The organism is Myxococcota bacterium (assembly GCA_041389495.1).
Classification (GTDB): domain Bacteria; phylum Myxococcota_A; class UBA9160; order UBA9160; family UBA4427; genus JAWKRT01.
The window spans coordinates 278373-300291 of sequence record JAWKRT010000005.1; the positions used below are offsets into that span (position 1 = coordinate 278373).

20 protein-coding genes and 1 tRNA gene are annotated in these 21919 nt (G+C 72.2%); 16 read left to right on the forward strand and 5 right to left on the reverse strand.

Going from position 1 to position 21919, the window contains the following annotated elements:
* Positions 1-128 precede the first annotated feature (128 nt).
* The 7 genes from rpsO (at position 129) to R3E88_21070 (ending at position 6724) form a co-directional block, all read left to right on the forward strand.
* Positions 129-395: a 30S ribosomal protein S15 gene (gene rpsO / locus R3E88_21040; GenBank protein ID MEZ4218965.1), complete on the forward strand. Its 267-nt coding sequence runs from the start codon at positions 129-131 to the stop codon at positions 393-395.
* Positions 396-855: 460 nt separating this feature from the next.
* A complete protein-coding gene (gene pnp, locus R3E88_21045) occupies positions 856-3048 on the forward strand; it encodes a polyribonucleotide nucleotidyltransferase (protein ID MEZ4218966.1) in 2193 nt (730 codons plus the stop codon).
* Positions 3049-3078: 30 nt separating this feature from the next.
* Entirely contained in the window at positions 3079-3543 is a 465-nt protein-coding gene (dut, locus tag R3E88_21050; GenBank protein MEZ4218967.1) for a dUTP diphosphatase, read from the forward strand.
* Positions 3544-3598: 55 nt separating this feature from the next.
* Positions 3599-4663, forward strand: a complete 1065-nt coding sequence (locus R3E88_21055; protein ID MEZ4218968.1) for a phosphatidate cytidylyltransferase — start codon at positions 3599-3601, stop codon at positions 4661-4663.
* Positions 4664-4719: 56 nt separating this feature from the next.
* Positions 4720-6024, forward strand: a complete 1305-nt coding sequence (purB, locus tag R3E88_21060) for an adenylosuccinate lyase (protein MEZ4218969.1) — start codon at positions 4720-4722, stop codon at positions 6022-6024.
* Complete coding sequence (gene purS, locus R3E88_21065; GenBank protein ID MEZ4218970.1) at positions 6021-6266, forward strand: phosphoribosylformylglycinamidine synthase subunit PurS; 246 nt, start codon at positions 6021-6023, stop codon at positions 6264-6266. The genes purB and purS overlap by 4 nt, the downstream gene beginning before the upstream one ends.
* Positions 6263-6724 (forward strand): ABA4-like family protein, encoded by a 462-nt coding sequence (locus tag R3E88_21070; protein MEZ4218971.1) that lies wholly within the window; start codon positions 6263-6265, stop codon positions 6722-6724. The genes purS and R3E88_21070 overlap by 4 nt, the downstream gene beginning before the upstream one ends.
* An 85-nt stretch (positions 6725-6809) precedes the next feature.
* Here R3E88_21070 and R3E88_21075 read toward each other — a convergent pair whose 3' ends face one another.
* Positions 6810-8033 (reverse strand): outer membrane beta-barrel protein, encoded by a 1224-nt coding sequence (locus R3E88_21075; protein ID MEZ4218972.1) that lies wholly within the window; start codon positions 8031-8033, stop codon positions 6810-6812.
* A gap of 355 nt (positions 8034-8388) precedes the next feature.
* Positions 8389-9354: a phosphoribosylaminoimidazolesuccinocarboxamide synthase gene (locus R3E88_21080; GenBank protein ID MEZ4218973.1), complete on the reverse strand. Its 966-nt coding sequence runs from the start codon at positions 9352-9354 to the stop codon at positions 8389-8391.
* Positions 9355-9488: 134 nt separating this feature from the next.
* On the opposite strand from R3E88_21080, the gene R3E88_21085 reads away from it, so the two are divergent.
* From R3E88_21085 to R3E88_21105, 5 genes are all read left to right on the forward strand, one after another.
* Positions 9489-9917 carry a hypothetical protein gene (locus tag R3E88_21085; GenBank protein ID MEZ4218974.1) on the forward strand — a complete coding sequence of 143 codons (429 nt, stop codon included), beginning with the start codon at positions 9489-9491 and terminating at the stop codon, positions 9915-9917.
* Between the two features lie 226 nt (positions 9918-10143).
* The gene (gene purQ, locus R3E88_21090; GenBank protein MEZ4218975.1) at positions 10144-10845 is read left to right on the forward strand and encodes a phosphoribosylformylglycinamidine synthase subunit PurQ; all 702 of its coding nucleotides are present in this window, start codon (positions 10144-10146) and stop codon (positions 10843-10845) included.
* Positions 10842-13130 (forward strand): phosphoribosylformylglycinamidine synthase subunit PurL, encoded by a 2289-nt coding sequence (purL, locus tag R3E88_21095; GenBank protein ID MEZ4218976.1) that lies wholly within the window; start codon positions 10842-10844, stop codon positions 13128-13130. The genes purQ and purL overlap by 4 nt, the downstream gene beginning before the upstream one ends.
* Positions 13127-14599 carry an amidophosphoribosyltransferase gene (gene purF / locus R3E88_21100; GenBank protein MEZ4218977.1) on the forward strand — a complete coding sequence of 491 codons (1473 nt, stop codon included), beginning with the start codon at positions 13127-13129 and terminating at the stop codon, positions 14597-14599. Before purL ends, purF begins: the two co-directional genes overlap by 4 nt.
* A 149-nt stretch (positions 14600-14748) precedes the next feature.
* Positions 14749-15975, forward strand: a complete 1227-nt coding sequence (locus tag R3E88_21105; protein ID MEZ4218978.1) for a PilZ domain-containing protein — start codon at positions 14749-14751, stop codon at positions 15973-15975.
* Positions 15976-16031: 56 nt separating this feature from the next.
* Here R3E88_21105 and R3E88_21110 read toward each other — a convergent pair whose 3' ends face one another.
* Together R3E88_21110 and nadB are read right to left on the reverse strand one after the other, a co-directional pair.
* Positions 16032-16517, reverse strand: coding sequence for a peroxiredoxin (locus tag R3E88_21110; protein ID MEZ4218979.1), 486 nt, complete (start codon positions 16515-16517; stop codon positions 16032-16034).
* A gap of 118 nt (positions 16518-16635) precedes the next feature.
* Positions 16636-18294 carry an L-aspartate oxidase gene (nadB, locus tag R3E88_21115; GenBank protein ID MEZ4218980.1) on the reverse strand — a complete coding sequence of 553 codons (1659 nt, stop codon included), beginning with the start codon at positions 18292-18294 and terminating at the stop codon, positions 16636-16638.
* 295 nt (positions 18295-18589) lie between these two features.
* Between nadB and R3E88_21120 the strand changes: the two genes are divergently transcribed.
* The 4 genes from R3E88_21120 (at position 18590) to R3E88_21135 (ending at position 21579) form a co-directional block, all read left to right on the forward strand.
* Positions 18590-19225, forward strand: coding sequence for a lytic transglycosylase domain-containing protein (locus R3E88_21120; GenBank protein ID MEZ4218981.1), 636 nt, complete (start codon positions 18590-18592; stop codon positions 19223-19225).
* A 218-nt stretch (positions 19226-19443) separates the two neighbouring features.
* Positions 19444-20028 (forward strand): CDP-diacylglycerol--glycerol-3-phosphate 3-phosphatidyltransferase, encoded by a 585-nt coding sequence (pgsA, locus tag R3E88_21125; protein ID MEZ4218982.1) that lies wholly within the window; start codon positions 19444-19446, stop codon positions 20026-20028.
* Positions 20029-20056: 28 nt separating this feature from the next.
* On the forward strand, positions 20057-21370 hold the full coding sequence (locus R3E88_21130) for a nucleotide sugar dehydrogenase (GenBank protein MEZ4218983.1): 1314 nt from the start codon (positions 20057-20059) through the stop codon (positions 21368-21370).
* A 133-nt stretch (positions 21371-21503) separates the two neighbouring features.
* A tRNA-Gly gene (locus tag R3E88_21135) sits at positions 21504-21579 on the forward strand.
* Between the two features lie 76 nt (positions 21580-21655).
* Here R3E88_21135 and R3E88_21140 read toward each other — a convergent pair.
* Positions 21656-21919: hypothetical protein (locus R3E88_21140; protein MEZ4218984.1), on the reverse strand; the 264-nt coding region annotated here is incomplete at its 5' end.

The following is a 21919-nucleotide window of genomic DNA, read 5'->3' on the forward strand; positions in this document are numbered from 1 at the left end:
AAGAATCCGCCGCTCTTCGGGGGCCGGATCGTCGCGGCGCATCGGCGCGCGGCCGTCCCGCCCCTCCAATCCATCCTCCGATTCCGATCCCGATCCTTCGGGCATGGCGATCCGGGCAGGGGCGAGCGTTGATCAGCGGCGAAGCGAAGGCCACGACGATCGAGAAGCACCGCAAGCACGAGACGGACACGGGCTCGCCCGAGGTCCAGGTCGCGCTCCTCACGCAGCGGATCACCGAGCTCCAGGAGCACTTCCGGACGCACGCGAAGGATCACCACTCGCGCCGCGGGCTGCTCAAGCTCGTGAGCCGCCGCCGCCGCCTGCTCGACTACCTCGCGGGCAAGGACGCCGGCCGCTACCGCCAGCTGATCGACGAGCTCGGCCTCCGTCGCTAGGCGCCGCGCCTCCCGCGGCCCCCCGGATCTCCCGCCCTTCGCCGCGCACGCTGCGCGCGCGCGCGGGCTCGGGTACAGTCCGGCCGCCAGAAACGAAAACAGGAACCCGAAGCCAGAAGCTTGCACGCAGGTGCGTGCGACCGATCCGCTCGGCGAAGCGGCGCCGGGGCTCGCCCCGGCGACGGAGAGCGGTCGGGGATTCGCGACGATCGAACGGGCCCGCAGGAGGTGTGGGCCCGCGCCGGAGAGTCCGGCGCACCCTTCCTCCTCCGCCGCGCGCTCGCGCCGGCGGTGGACTTCGCCGCTGGAATGCGGGAGTGGTCATGCGCCGAGCGCGCGACCCTCCGACGACGCTCCGCTCATGAGCAGTCCCGCATTCCTCCCATCCCCCACGCAGCTCCGGGTGTCCCAACGAGCTCCCTCCGTCGCGACGCGAACGGGGAGGAGAGGAATCACGTACATGCCTTATTGGTTCGAACCCACGTCGGTGTCGCTGGAAGTCGGCGGCACCACCATGACGATCTCCACCGGGAAGATCGCCAAGCAGGCCCAGGGAAGCGCGCTCGTCACGTACGGCGACACGGTCGTGCTCGTCACGGCGACGCACGCCGCGCCGCGCCCGGGCATCGACTTCTTCCCGCTGACGGTCGACTTCATCGAGAAGTACGCCGCGTCGGGCAAGATCCCCGGCTCGTTCTTCCGCCGCGAGGCGCGGCTCTCGGATCGCGAGGTGCTCGTCTCGCGCTTCATCGACCGCTCCATCCGCCCGCTCTTCCCGAGCGGCTATCGCAACGACACGCAGATCACGTGCACCGTGCTGTCGGCGAGCGAGGACGCGAGCCCGGACGTCGCGGCCTTCGTCGGCGCGTCGGCGGCGCTGCACATCTCGGAGATCCCGTTCGAGGGGCCGATCGCCGCGCTGCGCGTCGGTCGCGTCGGCGGCGAGTTCGTCGCGAACCCGACGCCCGAGCAGCTCGAGGAGAGCGACCTCGAGATCATCGTCGCGGGCAACCGCGGCGCGCTCGTGATGGTCGAGGGCGAGGCGCAGATCGTGCCGGAGGCCGAGATGCTCGCGGCGCTCGAGTGGGGCCACCGCGGCATCCAGCCCATCATCGAGGCGATCGACGAGCTCCGTAGCAAGGCCGGCAAGCCGAAGCTCCCGCTCGCGGCGGTGCGCGACACGAGCGCGCTCGCGGCGGACGTCCGCCGCCAGGCGGCCGAGCGCCTCGACGAGGCGGTCCGCATCAAGGACAAGCACGAACGCTATTCGGCCATCTCGGCGATCGAGAAGGAGGTCGTCGCCGGCTTCGTCTCGAGCTACCGCCAGGAGAAGGTGGCGCTCGACAGCCTCGAGGCGGTCGAGGCGCGCCGCCAGGGCCTCGCGCAGCTCGAAGGGGACGTGAAGGAGATCCTGCACGACCTGCGCAGCGAGCTGATGCGCGAGCGCGTGCTCGGCGACGGCGTCCGCATCGACGGTCGCAAGAGCGACGAGATCCGGCCGATCGCGTGCGAGGTGCGCGTCGTCCCGCGGCCGCACGGCGTCGCGCTGTTCACGCGCGGCGAGACGCAGGCGATGGTCTCGACGACGCTCGGCAGCGGCGGCGACGAGCAGACGATCGACGCCATGCTGCGCCGCTACAAGAAGAACTTCTTCCTGCACTACAACTTCCCGGGCTTCTCGGTGGGCGAGGCGCGCCCGAACCGCGGCCCGGGACGGCGCGAGGTCGGCCACGGCAACCTGGCCGAGCGCGCGCTGTCGGCCGTGATGCCGCCGCACGAGGACTTCCCGTACACGATCCGGATCGTGTCGGAGACGCTCGAGTCGAACGGCTCGTCGTCGATGGCGACGATCTGCGGTGGGTGCCTGTCGCTGCTCGACGCGGGCGTGCCGATCACGGCGCCCGTGGCGGGCATCGCGATGGGGCTCATCCAGGACGGGAGCCGCGTCGCGATCCTCTCGGACATCCTCGGCGACGAGGACCACCTCGGCGACATGGACTTCAAGGTCGCCGGGACGCCCGAGGGCATCACCGCGCTGCAGATGGACATCAAGATCCCGGAGGTCGACTGGGACGTGATGCGGCGCGCGCTCGCGCAGGCGCGCGAGGGCCGCATGCACATCCTCGACTGCATGCGGAAGGACACGGCCGGCGAGCTCGGCGACCTCGCGCCGCGCACCGCGCTGCACGAGTTCGCGCCGCGCATGGAGGTGATCTGGATCAAGCCCGATCGCATCCGCGACGTCATCGGGCCAGGCGGCAAGGTGATCCGCGCGATCCAGGAGACGACGGGCGCCAAGATCGACATCGAGGACTCGGGCCGCTGCCAGATCTTCGGGCCGGATGCCGAGAGCGTCTCGCGCGCGCAGGCGATGGTCGAGGAGCTGACGCAGGAGGCCGAGATCGGGCGCCTCTACATGGCCAAGGTCAAGCGCATCACGGACTTCGGCGCCTTCGCCGAGATCTTCCCGGGCACGGACGGGCTGATCCACATCAGCCACCTCGCCGTGGGCCGCGTCGAGCGCGTGACGGACGTGGTGGAGGAGGGCGACGAGGTGCTCGTGAAGTGCATCGACATCGACCCCTCCGGCCGCATCCGGCTGTCGCGCAAGGAGGCGCTCGCCGACGCCGAGAACGGCGCCGGCGAGGCCTGAGCGGCGAGTCGCGCGGGACGGGGCCGCTCGATGGCTGCGGCGGTCGGCGTGCGCATCCGGCGCCTCCCGCACGGCGCGGGCCTGCCCCTTCCCGCTCCCGCGACCGCGGGCGCGGCGGGCTGCGACCTGTGTGCGGCGATCCCGGCCGGGAGCGAGTGGAAGCTCGCTCCCGGCGATCGCGTGCTCGTGCCGACGGGCTTCGCGATCGCGCTGCCCGAGGGCTTCGAGGCGCAGGTGCGCCCGCGCAGCGGCCTCGCCCTTCGCCACGGCATCGCGCTCCCGAACACACCCGGCACGATCGACGCGGACTATCGCGGCGAGCTCCAGGTGATCCTGTGGAACGCGGGGCGCGACGTGTTCGCGCTCGCGCGCGGCGACCGGATCGCGCAGCTCGTCGTGGCGCCGGTCGTGCGCGTCGCCTTCGAGGAGGTCGAGGAGCTCGACGCGACGCCGCGCGGCGAGGGCGGCTTCGGCCACACGGGCCGCGGCAGCTGAGCGGCGCGCGCTGCTACGTTCGCGCGGCGGTGGAACCGTCGCGGGTGGGGGGCCGGTGAGCGAGTCCGACGAAGCCGTCGCGGGCGGGCGCGAGGAGCGGCCCTCTCCCGAGCTGCCGCTCGAGGGCGGGCGGGGCACCGCGCGGCGCCCGGCGGCGCGCGAGCCCTATCACCCGAAGCCGGCGACGCCCCTCCCGGCCGAGCCGGCGAAGCGCGGCATGAGCGAGCTCGCGCGGCGGCTGCTCACCGCCGCCGTGCTCATCCCGCTCGTGCTCTACATCGTCGTGCTCGGCGGGCTCGCCTATCTCGCGACGGTGATGCTGTTCGTCGCCATCGGGCAGCGCGAGTTCTACCGGCTGATCGAGGACAAGGGCGCGCTGCCGCTCGACGTGCTCGGCGTCGCGTTCGGAGCCGCGCTGTGCGTCGTCGCCTACGTCGGCAACGAGTACCACGCGACCATCCTGCTGACGGCGTCGCTGCTCGGGCTGATGGTGGCGCAGCTGCGCAAGGCGCAGATCCAGGAGTCGCTCGCGTCCATCTCGGGCACGTTCTTCGGCGTCTTCTACGTGGCGTGGCTGCTCGCGCACGCGATCGTGCTGCGCAACTTCTTCGACGTCGCGAACGCGAAGTACGGCTTCGACGAGCTGCTGCTGCTCGGCCTCCACCCGGACTCGGGCATCTTCTTCATGATGTTCGTGCTGTCGGTCGTCGTCGGGTGCGACGCCGGGGCCTACTTCGCGGGGCGCGCCTACGGTCGGCGCAAGCTCGCTCCCAAGATCAGCCCCGGGAAGACGGTCGAGGGCGCGCTCGGCGGCGTGATCGCGGGCTGCGTGATCGGGACGGCGGCGAAGGCGCTCTTCGACTGGCAGTGGCCCGCGCTCTCCGCCGCCTTCGAGTGGCGGCTCGTGCTGCCCTTCGCGTTCGCGCTCTCGGTCGCGGGCATCGTCGGCGACCTGCTCGAGTCGATGCTCAAGCGCGACGCGGCGCGCAAGGACGCGGGCGGGCTGCTGCCCGGCATGGGCGGCGTGCTCGACCGCATCGACTCGCCCCTGCTCGCGATCCCCATCATGTACTATATGCTGCTCGGCTATCTGTACCTGACCCTGCGAGTCGGCCTCTAGCCCGCGTCCGGCACGGGCCGCTCCCCCTACCGCCCACGCGCGCGCAGGCCGCAAGCATGATCGATCGTTATTCGCTGCCCGAGATGGCGGCGATCTGGTCCGAAGAAGGCAAGTACCGCCGCTGGCTCGACGTCGAGCTCGCGGTGGTCGACGTGCTCGCCGAGCGCGGCGTCGTTCCCGCCGAGAGCGCGCGAACCATCCGCGAGCGCGCCGGCTTCGACGTCGCGCGCATCCAGGAGATCGAGGCCGAGGTCCGCCACGACGTGATCGCGTTCACGACGAACGTCGCGGAGCACGTCGGCCCCGAGTCCCGCTGGGTGCACTACGGGATGACGTCGAGCGACGTGCTGGACACGGCGCTCGCGCTGCAGATCCGCGACGCGGGTGCACTGCTGCTCGCCGAGTGCGACGCGCTCTCCGACGCGCTGCGGGCGCGCGCGCTCGAGTTCAAGCACGAGCCGTGCGTCGGCCGCACGCACGGCGTGCACGCCGAGCCGACGACGTTCGGCCTCAAGTTCCTGATCTTCTGGAAGGCCGTGCGCCGGGCCCGCGCGCGCATCGCGCGCGCGCTCGACGAGGCCGCGGTCGGAAAGATCTCGGGCGCGGTCGGCACCTTCGCGCACCTCGACCCGACGGTGGAGGAAGCCGTGTGCGCCCGCCTGCGCATCGGCTTCGAGCCCGCTGCGAGCCAGGTCGTGCAGCGCGACCGGCACGCGGCCTTCGTGGCCGCGCTCTCGATCGCCGCCTCGACGCTCGAGCAGATGGCCGTCGAGTTCCGCCACCTCGCGCGCACCGAGGTGCGCGAGGTCGAGGAGGAGTTCGGGAAGGCGCAGAAGGGCTCGTCCGCGATGCCGCACAAGCGAAACCCGTGGCGCTTCGAGACGGTGACGGGCCTCGCTCGCGTGGTGCGCAGCCATTCGCAGGCGGCGATGGAGAACCTGGCGCTCTGGCACGAGCGCGACATCAGCAACTCGTCGGTCGAGCGCATCGTGCTGCCCGACGCGACGATCGCGCTCCACTTCATGCTCCGCCGCATGACGGGCCTCGTCGCGAGCCTTCGCGTCTTCCGCGACCGCGTGCGCGCGAACCTCGAGCTCACGCAGGGGCTCGTGTTCAGTGGGACGCTGCTGCTCGCGCTGGCCGAGAAGGGGCTCACGCGCGAGGTCGCGTACCGGCTCGTGCAGGGGCACGCGATGGAGACGTGGGAGAAGGGCGGCGACTTCCGCGAGCGCGTGCTCGCGGACGCCGCGATCACCGAGCACCTGTCGAAGGAGGAGATCGACCGCGCGTTCAGCCTCGACCACGCGCTGCGCCACGTCGACGCCATCTTCGAACGGACGCTCGCGGAGGAAGGCTCGTGAAGGCACGAGTGCTCGTGACGCTGAAGCCCGACGTGCTCGATCCGCAGGGCCAGGCGATCCAGAAGGCGATCCGCTCGCTCGGTCACGCGGGCGTGCGCGACGTGCGGCAGGGCAAGGTGTTCGAGGTGGAGCTCGACGCGCAGGACGCCGCGTCGGCGCGCGAGCTGCTCGCGAAGCTCGCCGACCAGCTGCTCGCGAACACGGTGATCGAGGACTACAGGGTCGAGATCGCCGGCGAATGACGCCGCCGCAGCTCGAGCTGGCGTTCGCGCTCGCGAACGCGAGCGTGATGCCGTGGTGGGCGGTGTTCGTCGTCGCGCCGCGCTCGCGCGCGGCGGCGCGGCTGGCCTCGCACGGCGCCGTGTTCGCGGCGCTCGGCGCGCTCTATGCGGGTCTCGTGGTCGCGGCGTTCGGCGCAGGCCCTGCGGGCCCGTCGACGGCGAGCCCGCTCGCGGCGGCGTCGTGGCGCGCCGTCCTCGGCACCGACTCGGGCTTCCTCGCGGGCTGGGTCCACTACCTCTGCTTCGACCTGTTCGTCGGCGCCTGGATCGTGCGCGAGGCGAGGCGCATCGACGTGGCCCCGCGCGTCGAGCTGCTCTTCGCGTGGCTGCTCGGCCCGCTCGGCCTGCTGCTCTTCCTCGCGCGACGCGCGCGTCGCCTCCGCTCGTTCGGTGGCCTCGGCGAGATCGACGCCGCCTGACGGCGAGCACCCGAAACGAGAACGGCGCCCCGGGCCGTGGCCCGGGACGCCGTCTCCTTCGCTCGGTCGGTGTCGTTCTTCCGCGCTAGAAGGCGTAGAAGAGCTGTGCGCCGACGATGAGCTGATCGTCCTCGAAGTCGTCGAAGATCCGCTTCAGGCCAGTGGTCGTGAGGACCTTCTGCCACTGGATCTCCGCCCGCGCCGTCAGGCCGTCGACCACGAGGAAGTCGATCGTGCCCGTCGTCGAGAGGAGCTCCGTGTTCGGGCCGCCCGTGGCACCCGAGAGCGGGTGGACGCCACCGAGGTCGTCCTCGATGCTCGCCCACTCGAAGCGACCGCCGAGGCCGAGGCGATCCGTGACGCCCGCACGGGCACCGACGGCGATGCCGAGCGCCTTCACGTCCTTCGCGGCGGCGTTGTTCGGGTTGAAGTCGACGCGGTTGTAGGTGATGTCCGCGTAGGCGAGGAGCGCGTCGCTCGGCGTGATCTCGACCACGCCGTTCAGGATGTACGCGTTGTCCTTGTTGCCGCCGCCGAACGTCTCCGCGTCGCCGCCGTACTCACCGCTGAACAGGACCGTCACCATGTCCGTGCCGTAGCCCAGCTGCCAGATGAAGTCCTTGATGCCGTCGACGTCCGCCTGGTTGGGCGCGATGCCGTTCACCGCGCCGACCATCCAGCTCAGGCCACCCGCCTCGCCCGAGAGCTTCACGCCGATCTGGTCGAACGGCTGCATGCCGTTGAACGTGAAGCCGCGGGTGATGTTGATGTTCTTCGTCGTGTCGACCACTTCGTAGCCGATGTGCGTGAAGAACTTGCCGGCGGTCAGCTTGATGCCGCTGTTCTCGTACTCGAGGTAGGCCTGGCCGACGTACAGCGCGTTGCCGTTGCCGACGAAGCCCGTGCCGAGCACCTCGGCCGTGGCGCCGTAGACGAGGTCGATCCCGAAGCCGACCGGGCTCTCGTCCGAGGTCGACCGCGACATCGACAGCCAGACCTGGTCCAGCTGGATCGAGTTGTGGTCGGGGTGGAACGGGTTCATGCCCGCGACCGAGTTGGCGCCGTTCGAGCCGACCGGTCCGCCGGGACCACTTCCGGGCGTGTCCGTGTTGTAGAAGTACGACGTGGCGATCGATCCCGAGAAGTCCGTCTTCTCGAGGAACGATGCGAGCGCCGAGAGCGAGCTGCGCTCTTCGAGGCCGGCACCCCGGATCACGCTGTTCTGCTCCTCGATCCGCGACTGCTGCTGGTCGACCTGATCCTGCAGCTTCATGACGATCTCTCGCATCTGGCGGAGCTCGGATTCCACCGAGTCATCCGCTGCGGTCGCAGGGCCGACCGCGAGCGCGGCGACCGCCGCGCCCATTCCGAGGACTCGCGCACGAGTCCATGCACTGGAGCGCATCAAGACCACCTCCTGGTTGTGGTGACAGCGACTTGCTCCCCCCCATAGGAGCAATCGCCGTGCCCGGATGTAGCAGCTCGGCACGTCTTCGCCTAGAGCTGCATCTTTCGGCCCAACCGTGTGGATTCCCGACACTTCTCGTGCCCGTCAAGGAGTCGTCGAACGCCTGTGAAACGGGCACGGACCGGCCCGCCGCGGCGGGATCCTTGCGGGATCGGCGGGAGTGTGCTCGCTCGCGGTGCCGGCGGCGCGGTGTGGCCTACGCGGCGCCGAGGTTGCGCGCGAGGCGCGGCAGCGGGTCCTCGACGTTCGGCTCGAACGGCCGGCCCGTGACGGTCTCGAACGTCTCGATGTAGCGGCGCGCCGCCTCGCAGCGGACGTCGTCCGGGATCGACGGCGGCGGGCCGTCCCCCTTGTAGCCGCGCTCGCCGAGCCACAGGCGCAGGTACTCCTTGTCGAGCGCGGGCGGGCTCTCGCCCCGCGACATCGCGCGGTCGTACCCGTCGCGATACCAGTACCGCGACGAGTCGGGCGTGTGGATCTCGTCGATCACCACGATGCGCCCGTTCTCGTCGAGCCCCATCTCGTACTTCGTGTCGACGAGGACGAGCCCGCGGCTCTCGGCGAACTCCTGCCCCATGCGGAAGAGCGCGTGGCCGATGCGCGCCGCCTCGTCGTACAGCTCCGCCGTGATCGCACCGCTCGCGATCAGCTCCTCGCGCGACGCGAGCTCGTCGTGCTCGCCCTGCTCGGCCTTCGTCGTCGGCGTGAGCAGCGGCTCGGGCAGCCGTTCGTGCCGCTTCATGCCGTCGCGCAGCGCGTGGCCGCAGTACGTGCGCTCGCCGCGCTCGTACGCCGTCCAGATCGACGTGCTCGACGACCCCGTCAGGTAGCCGCGGAACACGAACTCGACCGGCAGGATGCGGCACTCCTTCACGATCGAGACGCAGGGGTCGGGCACCTCGATCAGGTGGTGCGGCGCGATCCCCGACACCTTGTCGAACCAGAAGGCGGCCGTCTGGTTCAGCACCTGGCCCTTGAGCGGGATCGTGCCGAGCACGACGTCGAACGCGCTCACGCGGTCGGTGACGACGATGGTGCGGCGCCCGTCCGCGACGTAGCTGTCGCGCACCTTGCCTTCGATGCGCCGTCCGAGGTTCGTGAAGTCCGTGCGCTCCAGCGTCTTGTCGCAGAGTGCTCGCAGATCGCCGAGGTCGATGCCCACGCGCGTCTCCTGCCGCCGTCGATCGCGCGGAGGCGCGGGTGGGGGGCGGCGTTCGAGGGAAGGGGAGGTCGCCGCGCATTGAAACCCGCGTGCGCGGCCGGGGCAAGCGCGCGGCGGGTAGACTCGCGCGCGACATGGGTGGCGAAGAGCGCGGGGAGCGGAGGACGGGCCGTGCGGGCGCACCGGGCGGGGGGCGGTGGCGCGGCCGCGCGGGCCGCCTCGCGGACGCCGCTTCGCCCGCCCTCGCCGGTCTCCTCGTCGACGCGACCGACCTCGCGACGTTCGGTCCGCTCGGGCTCGCGATCGGTGGCCTGGCGGGCGCGCTCGTCGGCTGGCAGGTCGCGCCGCGCCTCGGCCTCGCGGAGCGTCGCTGGCTGCCGAGCCTGCTCGCGGGCGTGTACTGCATGGCGCCCGGCACGTCCTTCGTGCCGCTCGCGACGCTGCTCGCCGTCGCCGGCAGCCTGCTCGGCGCGATCCCGAAGGACGCGGCGCCCGCTCGCGGCGACGCCATCGAGGCGGAGTTCCGCGTGCGCGAGGAGCCGGGCGAGCGCGCGCCGGATTGAGGCCCGCCGCGCGGCCGCGACCGCGCCGGGCGTTTGACCGCGCCCGCTGTCCTCGGGTATGCTGCGCGCCGCTCCCAGGCCGCACAACTCCGCGAAATCAAAGGCGTAACGCGGTGAGCAGCGCTCGCCGCGCACGCCCGACGGCCCGTCCTCCGCAGGCGGGCGTGGCTCCGGCGCTCCCCGCATCCAACGTGGGCGGCGGCGGGGCGCGAGAGGTCCCCCAGCCTTGTTCGCCGTGATCCAGTTTCCCGGCTCGAACGACGACCGCGACATGGTGTTCGCGCTGAAGAGCGTGCTCGGCGCCGACGCGCGCCTCGTCTGGCACCGCGATGCCACGCTCCCGCCCGGCACGCAGGGCGTGCTGCTGCCCGGCGGGTTCTCGTACGGCGACTACCTGCGCTGCGGGGCGATGGCGCGCTTCTCGCCGATCGTCGCCGACGTGATGCGCTTCGCGGCCCATGGCGGCCCCGTGCTCGGCACGTGCAACGGCTTCCAGATCCTGTGCGAGGCGGGACTGCTGCCGGGCGTGCTCGTGCGCAACCACCATCTCCACTTCGTCTGCGAGCCCGTGCACGTGCGCGTCGAGAACGCGCGGGCGCCCTTCGCCTCGCGCACGCGCGCGGGCGAGGTGCTGCGCATCCCGATCAAGCACGGCGAGGGCGCGTACACCGCGACGCCCGAGCAGGTCGCGGCGCTCGAGGCGGGCGGCCAGGTCGTGCTCCGCTACTGCGAGCCGGACGGTCGCGTGACCCCGGCCGCCAACCCGAACGGCTCGGTCGGCAACATCGCCGGCATCACGAACGCCGCGGGCAACGTCTTCGGCCTGATGCCGCACCCCGAGCACGCGGTCGAGGCCGCGATCGGCGGCACCGACGGTGCGAAGCTGCTCGGCTCGCTCGTCGACTTCGCGCGGAGGGCGTCGGCGTGAGCGGCGGCGACGCGAAGCGGAGCGCGCCCGCGGAGCCGGTGGTCGACCTCGCGCTCGCGCGCGAGCACGGCCTCACCGACGACGAGTACGCGAAGGTGCTCGAGATCCTCGGGCGCACGCCGACGTTCCCGGAGCTCGGGATCTTCTCGGTGATGTGGTCCGAGCACTGCTCGTACAAGTCGAGCAAGAAGTACCTGCGCGGGCTGCCCACGCGCGGCGAGCACGTGCTGCAGGGGCCCGGCGAGAACGCGGGCGCGGTGGCGATCGGCGAGGGGCTCGCCGCGATCTTCAAGATCGAGAGCCACAACCACCCGTCGTTCATCGAGCCCAAGCAGGGCGCCGCGACGGGCGTCGGCGGCATCCTGCGCGACATCTTCACGATGGGCGCGCGGCCGGTCGCCTCGATGGACTCGATCCGCTTCGGCCCGCTCGAGGATCCGCTGCACCAGCGGCTGCTCGAGGGCGTCGTCGACGGCATCGGCGGCTACGGCAACCCGGTGGGCGTCGCGACGGTCGGCGGCGAGACCACCTTCCACCGATGCTATGCGGGCAACATCCTCGTCAACGCCTTCAACCTCGGCGTGGTCGAGGCGAGCCGCATCTTCCTCGGGACGGCGTCGGGCGTCGGCAACCCGGTGATCTACGCCGGCAGCAGGACCGGCCGCGACGGCATCCACGGCGCGAGCCTGCTCGCCTCGGCCGAGTTCGACGAGGAGACGGCCGAGAAGCGCCCGACCGTGCAGGTCGGCGACCCGTTCACGGAGAAGTGCCTGATCGAGGCGTGCCTCGAGCTCATGCGCGGCGACGCGGTCGTCGGCATCCAGGACATGGGCGCCGCCGGTCTCACGTGCTCGTCGTTCGAGATGGCGGACCGCGCGGGCACGGGCATCGAGATGGACCTCGACCGCGTTCCGCAGCGCGCGCGCGACATGACGCCGTACGAGATGCTGCTCTCCGAGAGCCAGGAGCGCATGCTGCTCGTCGCCGAGCGCGGCCGCGAACGCGAGGTGTGCGAGGCGTTCGAGCGCTGGGGCCTCGACGCGGTCGTCGTCGGCCGCGTCACCGACGACGGACGCATGCGCGTGCGCTGGCACGGCGAGACGGTGGTCGACATCCCGGTGGCACCGGTGTCGGGGAGCGCGCCCGTGCTCGACCGCCCGACGCGCGAGCCGGCGACCCTGCGCGAGCGCCAGAAGCTCGACCTCGCGAGCGTCGCGCCCGAGGAGGACCCGGCCGGCGCGCTCGAGGCGCTGCTCGACTCGCCGAACCTCGGCTCGAAGGAGTGGGTCTACCGCCAGTACGACCAGCTCGTGCAGGGCAACACGGTGGTCGCGCCCGGCGGCGACGCCGCCGTCGTGCGCGTGAAGCGCGACGACGGGACGGCGACGCGCATCGGGCTCGCGATGGCCGTCGACTGCAACCCGCGCTTCTGCTGGCTCGACCCGTACGAGGGCACGCGCGCCGCGGTGGCGGAGGCGGCGCGCAACGTCGCGTGCACGGGCGCGCGCCCGCTCGCGGCGACGAACTGCCTGAACTTCGGCAACCCCGAGAAGCCCGAGATCATGTGGGAGTTCGCCGAGGCCGTGCGCGGGCTCGGCGACGCGTGCGAGGCGCTCGGCGTTCCCGTCATCTCCGGCAACGTGTCCTTCTACAACGAGACGCTCGGCACCGCGATCTTCCCGACGCCGACCGTCGCGATCGTCGGGCGGCTCGACGACTGGGAGCGGCACGCCGTCTCGCACTTCCCGCGCGAAGGGCTCGACGTCGTGCTGCTCGGCGAGACGCGCGAGGAGCTCGGCGGGAGCGAGTGGCTCGCGCTGCGCCGCGGGCTCGAGGCGGGCGCGCCGCCGCACGTCGACCTCGACCACGAGCGGCGGCTCGGGCGCGTGCTCGCGGAGGGCGTGCGCGACGGCGTGATCGCGTCGGCACACGACGTGTCGAACGGCGGCCTCGCCGTGGCGCTCGCCGAGTGCTGCTTCACTGCGCGCGACGTGCGCACGGGCGTCGAGGTCGAGCTCGGCGAGCCGTTCCGCCCCGACGCCGTGCTGTTCGGCGAGAGCACGGGGCGCGTGGTCGCGAGCTGCGAGGATGCGAGCGCGCTCGTCGCGCTCGCGGCGCGGCACGGCGTGCCGGCCGCGCGCATCGGACGCACGGGCGGTGCGCGGCTCGTCGTGCGCTCGGCGCGTTCAGGCGAGACGTGGATCGACCGAGAGGTCGAAGCACTGCGGTCGATCTGGGCGCGCGCGATCCCGCGGCGCCTCGCGCGAGGCGGAGACGGTCGATGAGGCACGACGTGGTGCGCGAACGCTGTGCCCGTCTCGCCGATGCGCACCGCGCCGATCGCTTCCACGACGAGTGCGGCGTCTTCGGCATCTGGGGCCACGAGGAAGCCGCCCACATCACGTATCTCGGTCTCTATGCGCTGCAGCACCGCGGCCAGGAGGCGTGCGGGATCGTCGCGTCGAACGGGCACGAGCACATCGCGCACCGCGCGCAGGGCCTCGTCGCGGACACGTTCGGCGAAGGCACGCTGCAGCGCCTCGCCGGCCGTCACGCGATCGGCCACGTGCGCTACTCGACCGCCGGCGGGAGCAGCATCCGCAACGCGCAGCCCATCTGCGCGACGACCGACGGCGGGCCGGTCGCGATCGCGCACAACGGCAACCTCGTGAACGCGCTCGCGATCCGAAAGGAGCTCGAGGGGCGCGGCGCGATCTTCAGCTCGAACGCCGACAGCGAGGTCATCCTCCACCTGCTCGCGCGCTCGCGCGAGCCGTCGCTCGAGGAGCGGCTGATCGACGCGCTCTCGCGCGTGAAGGGCGCATTCAGCCTCGTGATGCTCACGGACGAGGCGCTCATCGCGGCGCGCGACCCGGACGGCTTCCGGCCGCTCTCGCTCGGTCGGCTCGGCACCTCGTACGTCGTCGCGAGCGAGACCTGCGCGCTCGACCTGATCGGCGCGACCTACGAGCGCGACATCGAGCCCGGCGAGGTGGTGGTCGTGAGGCGCGGCCGGCTGCGCAGCCTGCGCCCCTTCGGGCGCGACCAGCGCGAGCACTTCTGCATCTTCGAGCACATCTACTTCGCGCGGCCCGACTCGAACCTGCTGCGCACCAACGTGTACTCGTTCCGCAAGGAGCTCGGGCGCGCGCTCGCGCGCGAGCACCCCGCGAAGGTGGACATGGTGGTTCCCGTCCTCGACTCGGGCGCCGCCGCCGCGCTCGGCTACGCCGAGGCCTCGGGCGTCCCCTACGAGACCGCGCTCATCCGCAACCACTTCGTGCAGCGCACCTTCATCGAGCCGACGCAGTCGATCCGCGACTTCCGCGTGCGCGTGAAGCACAACGCCGTGAGCGGCTTCGTCGAGGGCAAGCGCGTCCTGCTGGTCGACGACTCGATCGTGCGCGGGACCACGCTGCGCAAGATCGTGCAGCTCGTGCGCGAGGGCGGGGCGAGCGAGGTGCACCTGCGCGTCTCGTCGCCGCCGACGATCGGCCCGTGCCACTACGGCATCGACACGCCGACGCGCGACGAGCTCATCGCGCACCAGCACTCGGCGCGCGAGATCGCCGACCTCCTCGGTGCGGACTCGCTCGAGTACCTCTCGCTCGAGGCGCTGCGCGCGCTCGCGGCCGCGCAGATCAAGCACGGCATCTGCGACGCCTGCTTCAGCGACGAGTACCCGGTGCCCGTCGACGCCGAGCACGGCGCGCCCCAGCTCTCGCTCTTCCACACGCTCGACGACGGCGAGTAGCGCCGCGCCGGTCGGGGTGCGGTCGGGGTTTTCCCCAGGAACGCGCCCCGCCGATCGCCCCGAGACGGTCCAGCCACGCGCGCGTTCGTCCGATCCGGCCCGGCGGCGCGGCGACCCCGACGGGCGGGGCGCGCGGCGCCGGAGGGCCGATGCCGGACGCCGCGCGATCGCTCCGAGTCGGCTTCGACTCCGAGGCGGACTTCCGCCGCGAGTACCAGTCCAACATCGCCAACGGCGGCATCTTCGTCGCGACGAACGTCGGGTTCGACGCGCGCGAGGCCGTGCGCGTCGAGATCGGCCTCGACTGGATCGGCGAGGTCGTCGCGCTCGAGGGCGAGGTCGTGCACGTCGTGACGCGCGAGCTCGCGGGCGCGGCCGCGACGCCGGGCGTCGCCGTGCAGTTCACGCTGCGCGCGAGCGACCTGCGCGACCGCTTCGAGCCGCTGCTCGGCAAGGCCATCTCCGACGACGAGCGCGAGGCCGGCGACGGACGGCGCGCCGCGCGCCGCGCGCAGGTGCGGGTTCCCGCGATCGTGCGCACCGCGGACGGCCGCGAGATCGAGGGCCGCACGCGCGACCTCAGCCTCTCGGGTGCGCTCGTCGGCATCGGCGAGCACGATGTCGCGCCGGGCGAGTCGGTCGTCGTCGTGCTCGCGAACCCGTACGCGGACGCGGAGCTCGAGCTCGAGGGAACGGTGGTGCGGCGCGCGCCCGCGCCGGCCGGCGCGGGAACCGCGGTCGGCATCCGCTTCGACGTCGAGCCGCGCGACGCGCGCACGGTCGAGGAGTTCGTCGAGGCCGTGCGCGCGGCCGAGCACCGCCGCCGGCTCGGCGGCATCACGGGCCCGATCGCCGAGGTCGGCATCGAGAACCTGCTCCAGATGTTCGGGACGTGCGCGCCGCGCGGCACGCTGCGGCTCGTCTGCGGCGACGACGAGGGCGTCGTGATGTTCGAGCAGGGCATGCTGCGCTGCGCGCGGCTCGGCGAGAGCGCGGGGCGCAAGGCGCTCGCGCGCCTGCTCGAGTTCCGCGAGGGCACCTTCGAGTTCGAGGCGCGCACCGACGAGGCCGCCTATCGCGGCGACCCGCTGCCCCTCGACGCCGCGATGCTCGACGCGCTGCGGCTGCTCGACGAGAGCCAGCGCCCGGGTGCGGCGACGCTCGACCCCGCCGCGCGCCTCGCCGTCGACGCGGCGAAGCTGCGCGCGGCGCGGGGCGAGCTCTCGCAGTCGGAGGAGGCGATCCTCGACCTCGCCGCCGTCGGCATGACGGTCGGCAAGGTCATCGACGTGATTCCCGAGCCCGACGAGGAGATCCGCCAGCAGATCCTCGCGCTCGTCGAGCGCGGGCTGCTCGCGATCCGCGACGCCGGCTGACGCCGCGCCCACGCGCACTGCGCGCGCCGCGCGCTCCGGGAGACCGCCGCCGCGCGCTAGAGCGCGGCGAGGATCGCGTCCGCGTGGCTCACCTCGAATTTCTGCGGCGCCTCGACGGCGAGCTTCTTGACCACGCCGTCCTCGACGATCATCGCGAAGCGCTGCGATCGCGTGCCGAGGCCCGCGACGCTCACGTCCATCTCGAGACCGAGCGCCTTCGTGAGGTCGCCGTTGCCATCGGCGAGCATCACGACCTTGTCGCCCGCGCCGCGGTCCTTGCCCCAGGCGCCCATCACGAAGCCGTCGTTGACCGACATGCAGACGATCGTGTCGACGCCCTTCGCCTTGATCGCGTCCGCCTTCTCGATGAAGCCCGGCAGGTGCTGCGCGGAGCAGAGCGGCGTGAACGCGCCCGGCACGGCGAACAGCACGACCTTCTTGCCCTTGAAGAGCTCGCCGGTCGTGACGTCCTGCGGCATGCCGTCCGCGTTCGGCGTCTTGAGCTTGAGATCCGGGATGCGGTCGCCTTCCTTGATCGCCATCGGGGGCTCCTTTCGGCGCCGTCGTCGGGCGGGTGTCCGTCGACGGGCGTGCGAGATGCGGTTTCGAGGCGCGGGATCCTAGGCGCAAGGGTGCGCCCGGGGCAATACGTCACGGGTTCTAGGCCGGGCTCTGTCGCGGCTGCTCGCCGCGCTGGATGAGCGTGTCGCGCGCGAAGCGCGCGTCGTCGCGCGCGGGGTGGTCGAGGTTGTAGTGGAGGCCGCGGCTCTCCTTGCGCGACTGGGCCGCGGCGATCACGAGCTTCGCGACCGTCGCCAGGTTGCGCAGCTCGATCAGGTCCGGCGTCACGCGGAAGTTCCAGTAGTACTCGTCGATCTCCTCGCGCAGGAGCTCGACGCGCCGGCGCGCGCGCGCGAGGCGCTTGTCGCTGCGCACGATGCCGACGTAGTTCCACATGAAGCGGCGGATCTCGTCCCAGTTCTGGGTGATGACGACGGCCTCGTGGCTCTCGGTGGCGTCGCCGGCCTCCCAGGCCGGGACGTCGCCGACGTCGCGCAGGTCGGCGAGGCGCGCGATCGACGCGGCGGCCGCGGCCTCCGCGAACACGAGCGCCTCGAGCAGCGAGTTCGACGCGAGCCGGTTCGCGCCGTGGAGCCCCGTGCAGGCGACCTCGCCGGCGGCGAACAGGTTCGGGAGGTCGGTCTCGCCGTCGGCGTTCGTGCGCACGCCGCCGCAGCAGTAGTGCGCGGCCGGCACCACGGGAATGCCCTCGCGCGTCATGTCGATGCCGAAGTCGCGGCAGCGCTGCGCGATCGTCGGGAAGCGGTGCTCGAGGTAGGCCGCGTCGCGGTGCGTGATGTCGAGCAGCACGAAGTCGGCGCCGCTGCGCTTGAGCTCGGTGTCGATCGCGCGCGCGACGATGTCGCGCGGCGCGAGGTCGGCCATCTCGTGGTAGTCCGCCATGAAGGCGCGCCGGTCGCGCCCGCGCAGGATGCCGCCCTCGCCGCGCACGGCCTCCGAGATGAGGAACGACTTCGCCTGCGGATGGAACAGGCACGTCGGGTGGAACTGGAAGAACTCCATGTTCGCGAGCGTCGCGCCGGCGCGATACGCCATCGCCATGCCGTCGCCCGACGCGATGTCGGGGTTGCTCGTGTAGAGGTAGACCTTCCCGGCGCCGCCCGACGCGAGCAGCGTGATCGGCGCGAGGAAGCGCAGCACCTCGCCCGTGCGCGCGTCGAGCACGTAGGCGCCGAGCGCGCGGTTCGCCTCGGTGCGGCCGGCCTTGTGCGCCGTCAGCAGGTCGATCGCGCAGTGGTCCTCGAAGAGCGCGATGTTCGGGTGCGCGGCGACGCGCGCGAGCAGCGACGCCTCGATCTCGCTCCCCGTCGCGTCGCGGTGGTGGAGGATGCGGCGCTTCGTGTGCCCGCCCTCGCGGCCGAGGTCGTAGTCGGTGCCCCCGTCCTCGCCCGGCGCCGCCTGGCTGCGGTCGAACGCGACCCCGTACCCGAGCAGCGCCTCGATCATGGCCGGGCCGCGCTCGACGACGCGCTCGACGACGTCGACCCGGCAGAGCCCGTCGCCCGCGCGCAGCGTGTCGGCCGCGTGATCCTCGAACGAGTCGCCCGGGTCGGTGACGGCCGCGATCCCGCCCTGCGCCCAGTTCGTCGCCGAGTCGACCGCCCGCTTCTTGGTGACGATGCCGACCGCGCCGTGCTCGGCGACGCGCAGCGCGTAGGAGAGGCCGGCGATGCCGCTCCCGACCACGAGGAAGTCGAAGCGGCGGCAGTCGCGCGTGCGATCGGACGGCGCAGTCATCGGCGGTGGGTGGGGTTCCTTGGCTCGCGCGTCCGGGCGCGCCCGGTGGCGACTCGTCGCGACCAGGGCGCGGCGTGCGGACCGGGGAGGGCGCGGGCCAGATCGGCCCCGCGGGTGGCAGTTGCGCTCGGGGCGCTCAGGAAAGGCGAAGCCATCTCCGATGTGGGGACGGCGCGCGAGTCTATCGAGGCGGCCGCTCGGGCTGCAATCGGATCGCGACCGCGCGCCGGACGGGCGGCATCGCCCGCCCGGAGTGACGGCGGGCGGGAGCGCCCGGCCCGAGGGACGCGACGGAATGGGTCGACTTCGCCAGCGCGCACGCCGCACCGGAGCACTCGCGACCGCGGGCTTCCTGCTCGGCGCCGCGCTCGCCCACGCCGGCCAGCCCCTCTACCGCTACACGGGCCCCGACGGCACCGTCCACTTCACCAACGTTCCGACCGACTCGCGCTACGAGCGCGTCTTCCTGACCGAGCGCGGCCTCCAGCGCGACGGCATCGGCCGCCTCCGCGGCCGCGGACGTGCGCCCACCCACACCGGCTACGACTGGCTGATCGCGCGCGCCGCGAACGCCTACGAGCTCGACCCGGCGCTCGTCAAGGCGGTGATCGCCGCCGAATCCAACTTCGATCCGCGCGCCACGTCCCGGAAGGGCGCGCAGGGCCTCATGCAGCTGATGCCGCACACCGCGCGCAGCGTGGGCGTCGACGACCCGTACTCGCCCGCGCAGAACGTGCTCGGCGGCGCCCGCTACCTGCGCGAGATGCTCGACCGCTTCGGCGACGTGACGCGCGCCGTCGCCGCGTACAACGCCGGCCCGACGGCCGTCGAGCGCCACGACGGCATTCCTCCGTACACCGAGACGCGCGAGTACGTGTCCCGGGTGCTCCATTACTATCGCGGCTACCATCGCGACTTCGCGCAGCGCTGACGGCACGACCGGTGCCCGAGCCGCCCGGCGCGCGCCCCCCGCGGCGCGGCGGTGGCCCGGCGGTCCGGCAGCGCGACCTCCCGCCGGGCCCGTGCACCGCGCGGGCCGCGAGACGCGGCGGGGGCGACGCGCGAGCCAGGGGGGGTGAGATGGGACGAGCAGCGGTGCGCGCGGCCCCGGTAGCGGCGCTCGGCGAGGCGCGGGGAGGCGTGGATCCGATGGCCCGCGAGGCGGCCCGCGAGCAGGTCTGGAACCTCCCGAACGCGCTCACGATGCTGCGCATGGCGGTGGTGCCCGCGATGCTCGCCATGCCCTGGATGCTGAGCGACACCGCCAGCACGATGCTCGCCTGGCTCTACATCCTCGCCGCCGTGACCGACGTCGTGGACGGCTGGCTCGCCCGGCGCGGCCAGCAGGTCACCCAGGTGGGCAAGCTCCTCGACCCGCTCGCGGACAAGATGCTCGTCGCCACCTCCCTGATCATGCTCGTCTCGGTCGGGCGCATCGAGAGCTGGGCGGCCTGGATGGTCGTCGTGATCGTCGGGCGCGAGCTGGCCGTGACGGGCCTTCGCGGCATTGCCTCCGCGGGCGGGCGCATCATGGCGGCATCCTGGCAGGGCAAGGCCAAGACGCTCACGCAGAACGTCGCCATCTCGGCCCTGCTGTTCCACTACCCGACGCTCGGGCTGCCCGCCCACGAAATCGGTCTGTCACTTCTCGCGATCGCCACCCTACTCACCCTGTGGTCGGGCTACGGGTACTTCGCGGCCTTCTTCCGGGATCTGTTCGCGGCCGACGCCTAGCGCGTCCGGGCCGCCGTCGAGGAACGTCATGAGTCGGTTGGACGAGCTGAAGAACGCCATCGAGACGGGCACGGCCCGCATCGGCGTGATCGGGCTGGGCTACGTGGGGCTGCCCCTCGGCGTCGAGTTCGCGAAGGCGGGCTTCGACGTCACGGGCTTCGACCTCGACGCGCAGAAGGTGCGCAAGCTCGAGGCCGGCGAGTCCTACATCGAGGACGTTCCGGCGGCCGACCTGCAGGCGGTGAAGGAGGCGGGCCGCTTCCGCGCGACGACGAACTTCGCCGCGCTCACCAAGCTCGACGTCATCAACATCTGCGTGCCGACGCCGCTCACGCGCGCGAAGGACCCCGACGTCTCGCACATGGCCGCCGCGATGGACGAGATCCGCAAGCGCCTGCGCGCGGGCCAGCTCATCATCCTCGGCTCGACGACCTATCCCGGCACGACCACCGAGCTCTTCGTGCCCGCGCTCGAGGAGACGGGCCTCTCGGTCGGCAAGGACTTCGCGCTCTGCTTCGCGCCCGAGCGCATCGACCCGGGCAACGAGCGCTTCAAGGTGCGCAACGTGCCGAAGGTCGTCGGCGGCGAGACGCCCGCGTGCACCGAGCTCGGCTGCGCCGTCTTCTCGAAGATCTTCGAGACCGTCGTGCCCGTGTCGTCGTCGCGCTGCGCCGAGATGGTGAAGCTGCTCGAGAACACCTTCCGCGCCATCAACATCGGGCTCGCGAACGAGGTCGCGCTCATGTGCGAGCGCCTCGGGCTCGACGTCTGGGAGGTGATCGAGGCGGCGGCGACGAAGCCGTACGGCTTCATGAAGTTCCTGCCCGGCCCGGGCCTCGGCGGGCACTGCATCCCCGTCGACCCGAGCTACCTGTCCTGGAAGCTCAAGTCGCTCGACTTCTCCGCTCGCTTCATCGAGCTCGCCACCGACATCAACAGCGCCATGCCCGAGCACGTCGCCGACCGCTGCGGCGCGCTGCTGAACGAGCAGCGCCTCGCCGTCAACGGCTCGAAGATCCTGATCCTCGGCGTCGCGTACAAGAAGGACGTCGGCGACATGCGCGAGTCGCCCGCGCTCGACGTCGTCAGCCTGCTCGCCTCGCGCGGCGCCGACATCCGCTTCCACGACCCGCACGTCGGCGAGTTCGAGGTGGACGGCCACGGCTACAAGGGCAGCGAGCTCACCGACGCCGCCATCGAGGACGCCGACCTCGTCGTCATCCTCACCGACCACGGCGACGTCGACTACGCCCGCGTCGTGAAGCACGCCGGCCGCGTCTTCGACACGCGCAACGCGACGCGCGACGTCCGCGAGGGCCGCGAGAAGATCACGAAGCTCTAGAGGGGCCGCGGGGCGGGCGCCGCGCCGGGCACCCAGGGGCGCCGCCCGGCGAGGCCGGCCGCTCGCCCGACTCGCCCGTTGACGACCGCCCTCCGGTCCCGTAAACCCTGCGGTCCCGAACCTTCTGGCCCGGGCGCGAGTAGCTCAGCTGGTAGAGCATCACGTTGCCAACGTGAGGGTCGCCGGTTCGAATCCGGTCTCGCGCTCCAGGAAAACGAAACGCCCTCGGCCTCCTCGGCCGGGGGCGTTGTCGTTCGAGGCGGGCTCGAAATCGCCGCGGGTCTTCTACCCGGACGCGCGGGGCTTCGCCCGCCGGCGCGCGCGTCCGCGGCGCCGCGCGCCTAACGCATGCGCGAGCGAGAAGAACGCAACGGCGCCGATTCCACGAGCGAAGACGGGAAGCGCCGGCACCGGCACCGCCTCGTCCTCGAACGCTCCCACGTCGCACGCGACACCGCCGAAGCGCAGCATCCCGCGCTGGTCCTTCTGCACGGGTACTTCGGGCGTCAGGTCGTCCATGTCGTCGTCGTAGGTGCAGGTCGTCGCGCG

Coding starts and splice junctions, on each gene's coding strand:
- pnp (MEZ4218966.1), top strand. CDS start 856: ATGCCTTATTGGTTCGAACCCACGTCGGTGTCGCTGGAAGTCGGCGGC.
- dut (MEZ4218967.1), top strand. CDS start 3,079: ATGGCTGCGGCGGTCGGCGTGCGCATCCGGCGCCTCCCGCACGGCGCG.
- purB (MEZ4218969.1), top strand. CDS start 4,720: ATGATCGATCGTTATTCGCTGCCCGAGATGGCGGCGATCTGGTCCGAA.
- R3E88_21070 (MEZ4218971.1), top strand. CDS start 6,263: ATGACGCCGCCGCAGCTCGAGCTGGCGTTCGCGCTCGCGAACGCGAGC.
- R3E88_21085 (MEZ4218974.1), top strand. CDS start 9,489: ATGGGTGGCGAAGAGCGCGGGGAGCGGAGGACGGGCCGTGCGGGCGCA.
- purF (MEZ4218977.1), top strand. CDS start 13,127: ATGAGGCACGACGTGGTGCGCGAACGCTGTGCCCGTCTCGCCGATGCG.
- R3E88_21105 (MEZ4218978.1), top strand. CDS start 14,749: ATGCCGGACGCCGCGCGATCGCTCCGAGTCGGCTTCGACTCCGAGGCG.
- R3E88_21110 (MEZ4218979.1), bottom strand. CDS start 16,517: ATGGCGATCAAGGAAGGCGACCGCATCCCGGATCTCAAGCTCAAGACG.
- nadB (MEZ4218980.1), bottom strand. CDS start 18,294: ATGACTGCGCCGTCCGATCGCACGCGCGACTGCCGCCGCTTCGACTTC.
- R3E88_21120 (MEZ4218981.1), top strand. CDS start 18,590: ATGGGTCGACTTCGCCAGCGCGCACGCCGCACCGGAGCACTCGCGACC.
- pgsA (MEZ4218982.1), top strand. CDS start 19,444: ATGGCCCGCGAGGCGGCCCGCGAGCAGGTCTGGAACCTCCCGAACGCG.
- R3E88_21130 (MEZ4218983.1), top strand. CDS start 20,057: ATGAGTCGGTTGGACGAGCTGAAGAACGCCATCGAGACGGGCACGGCC.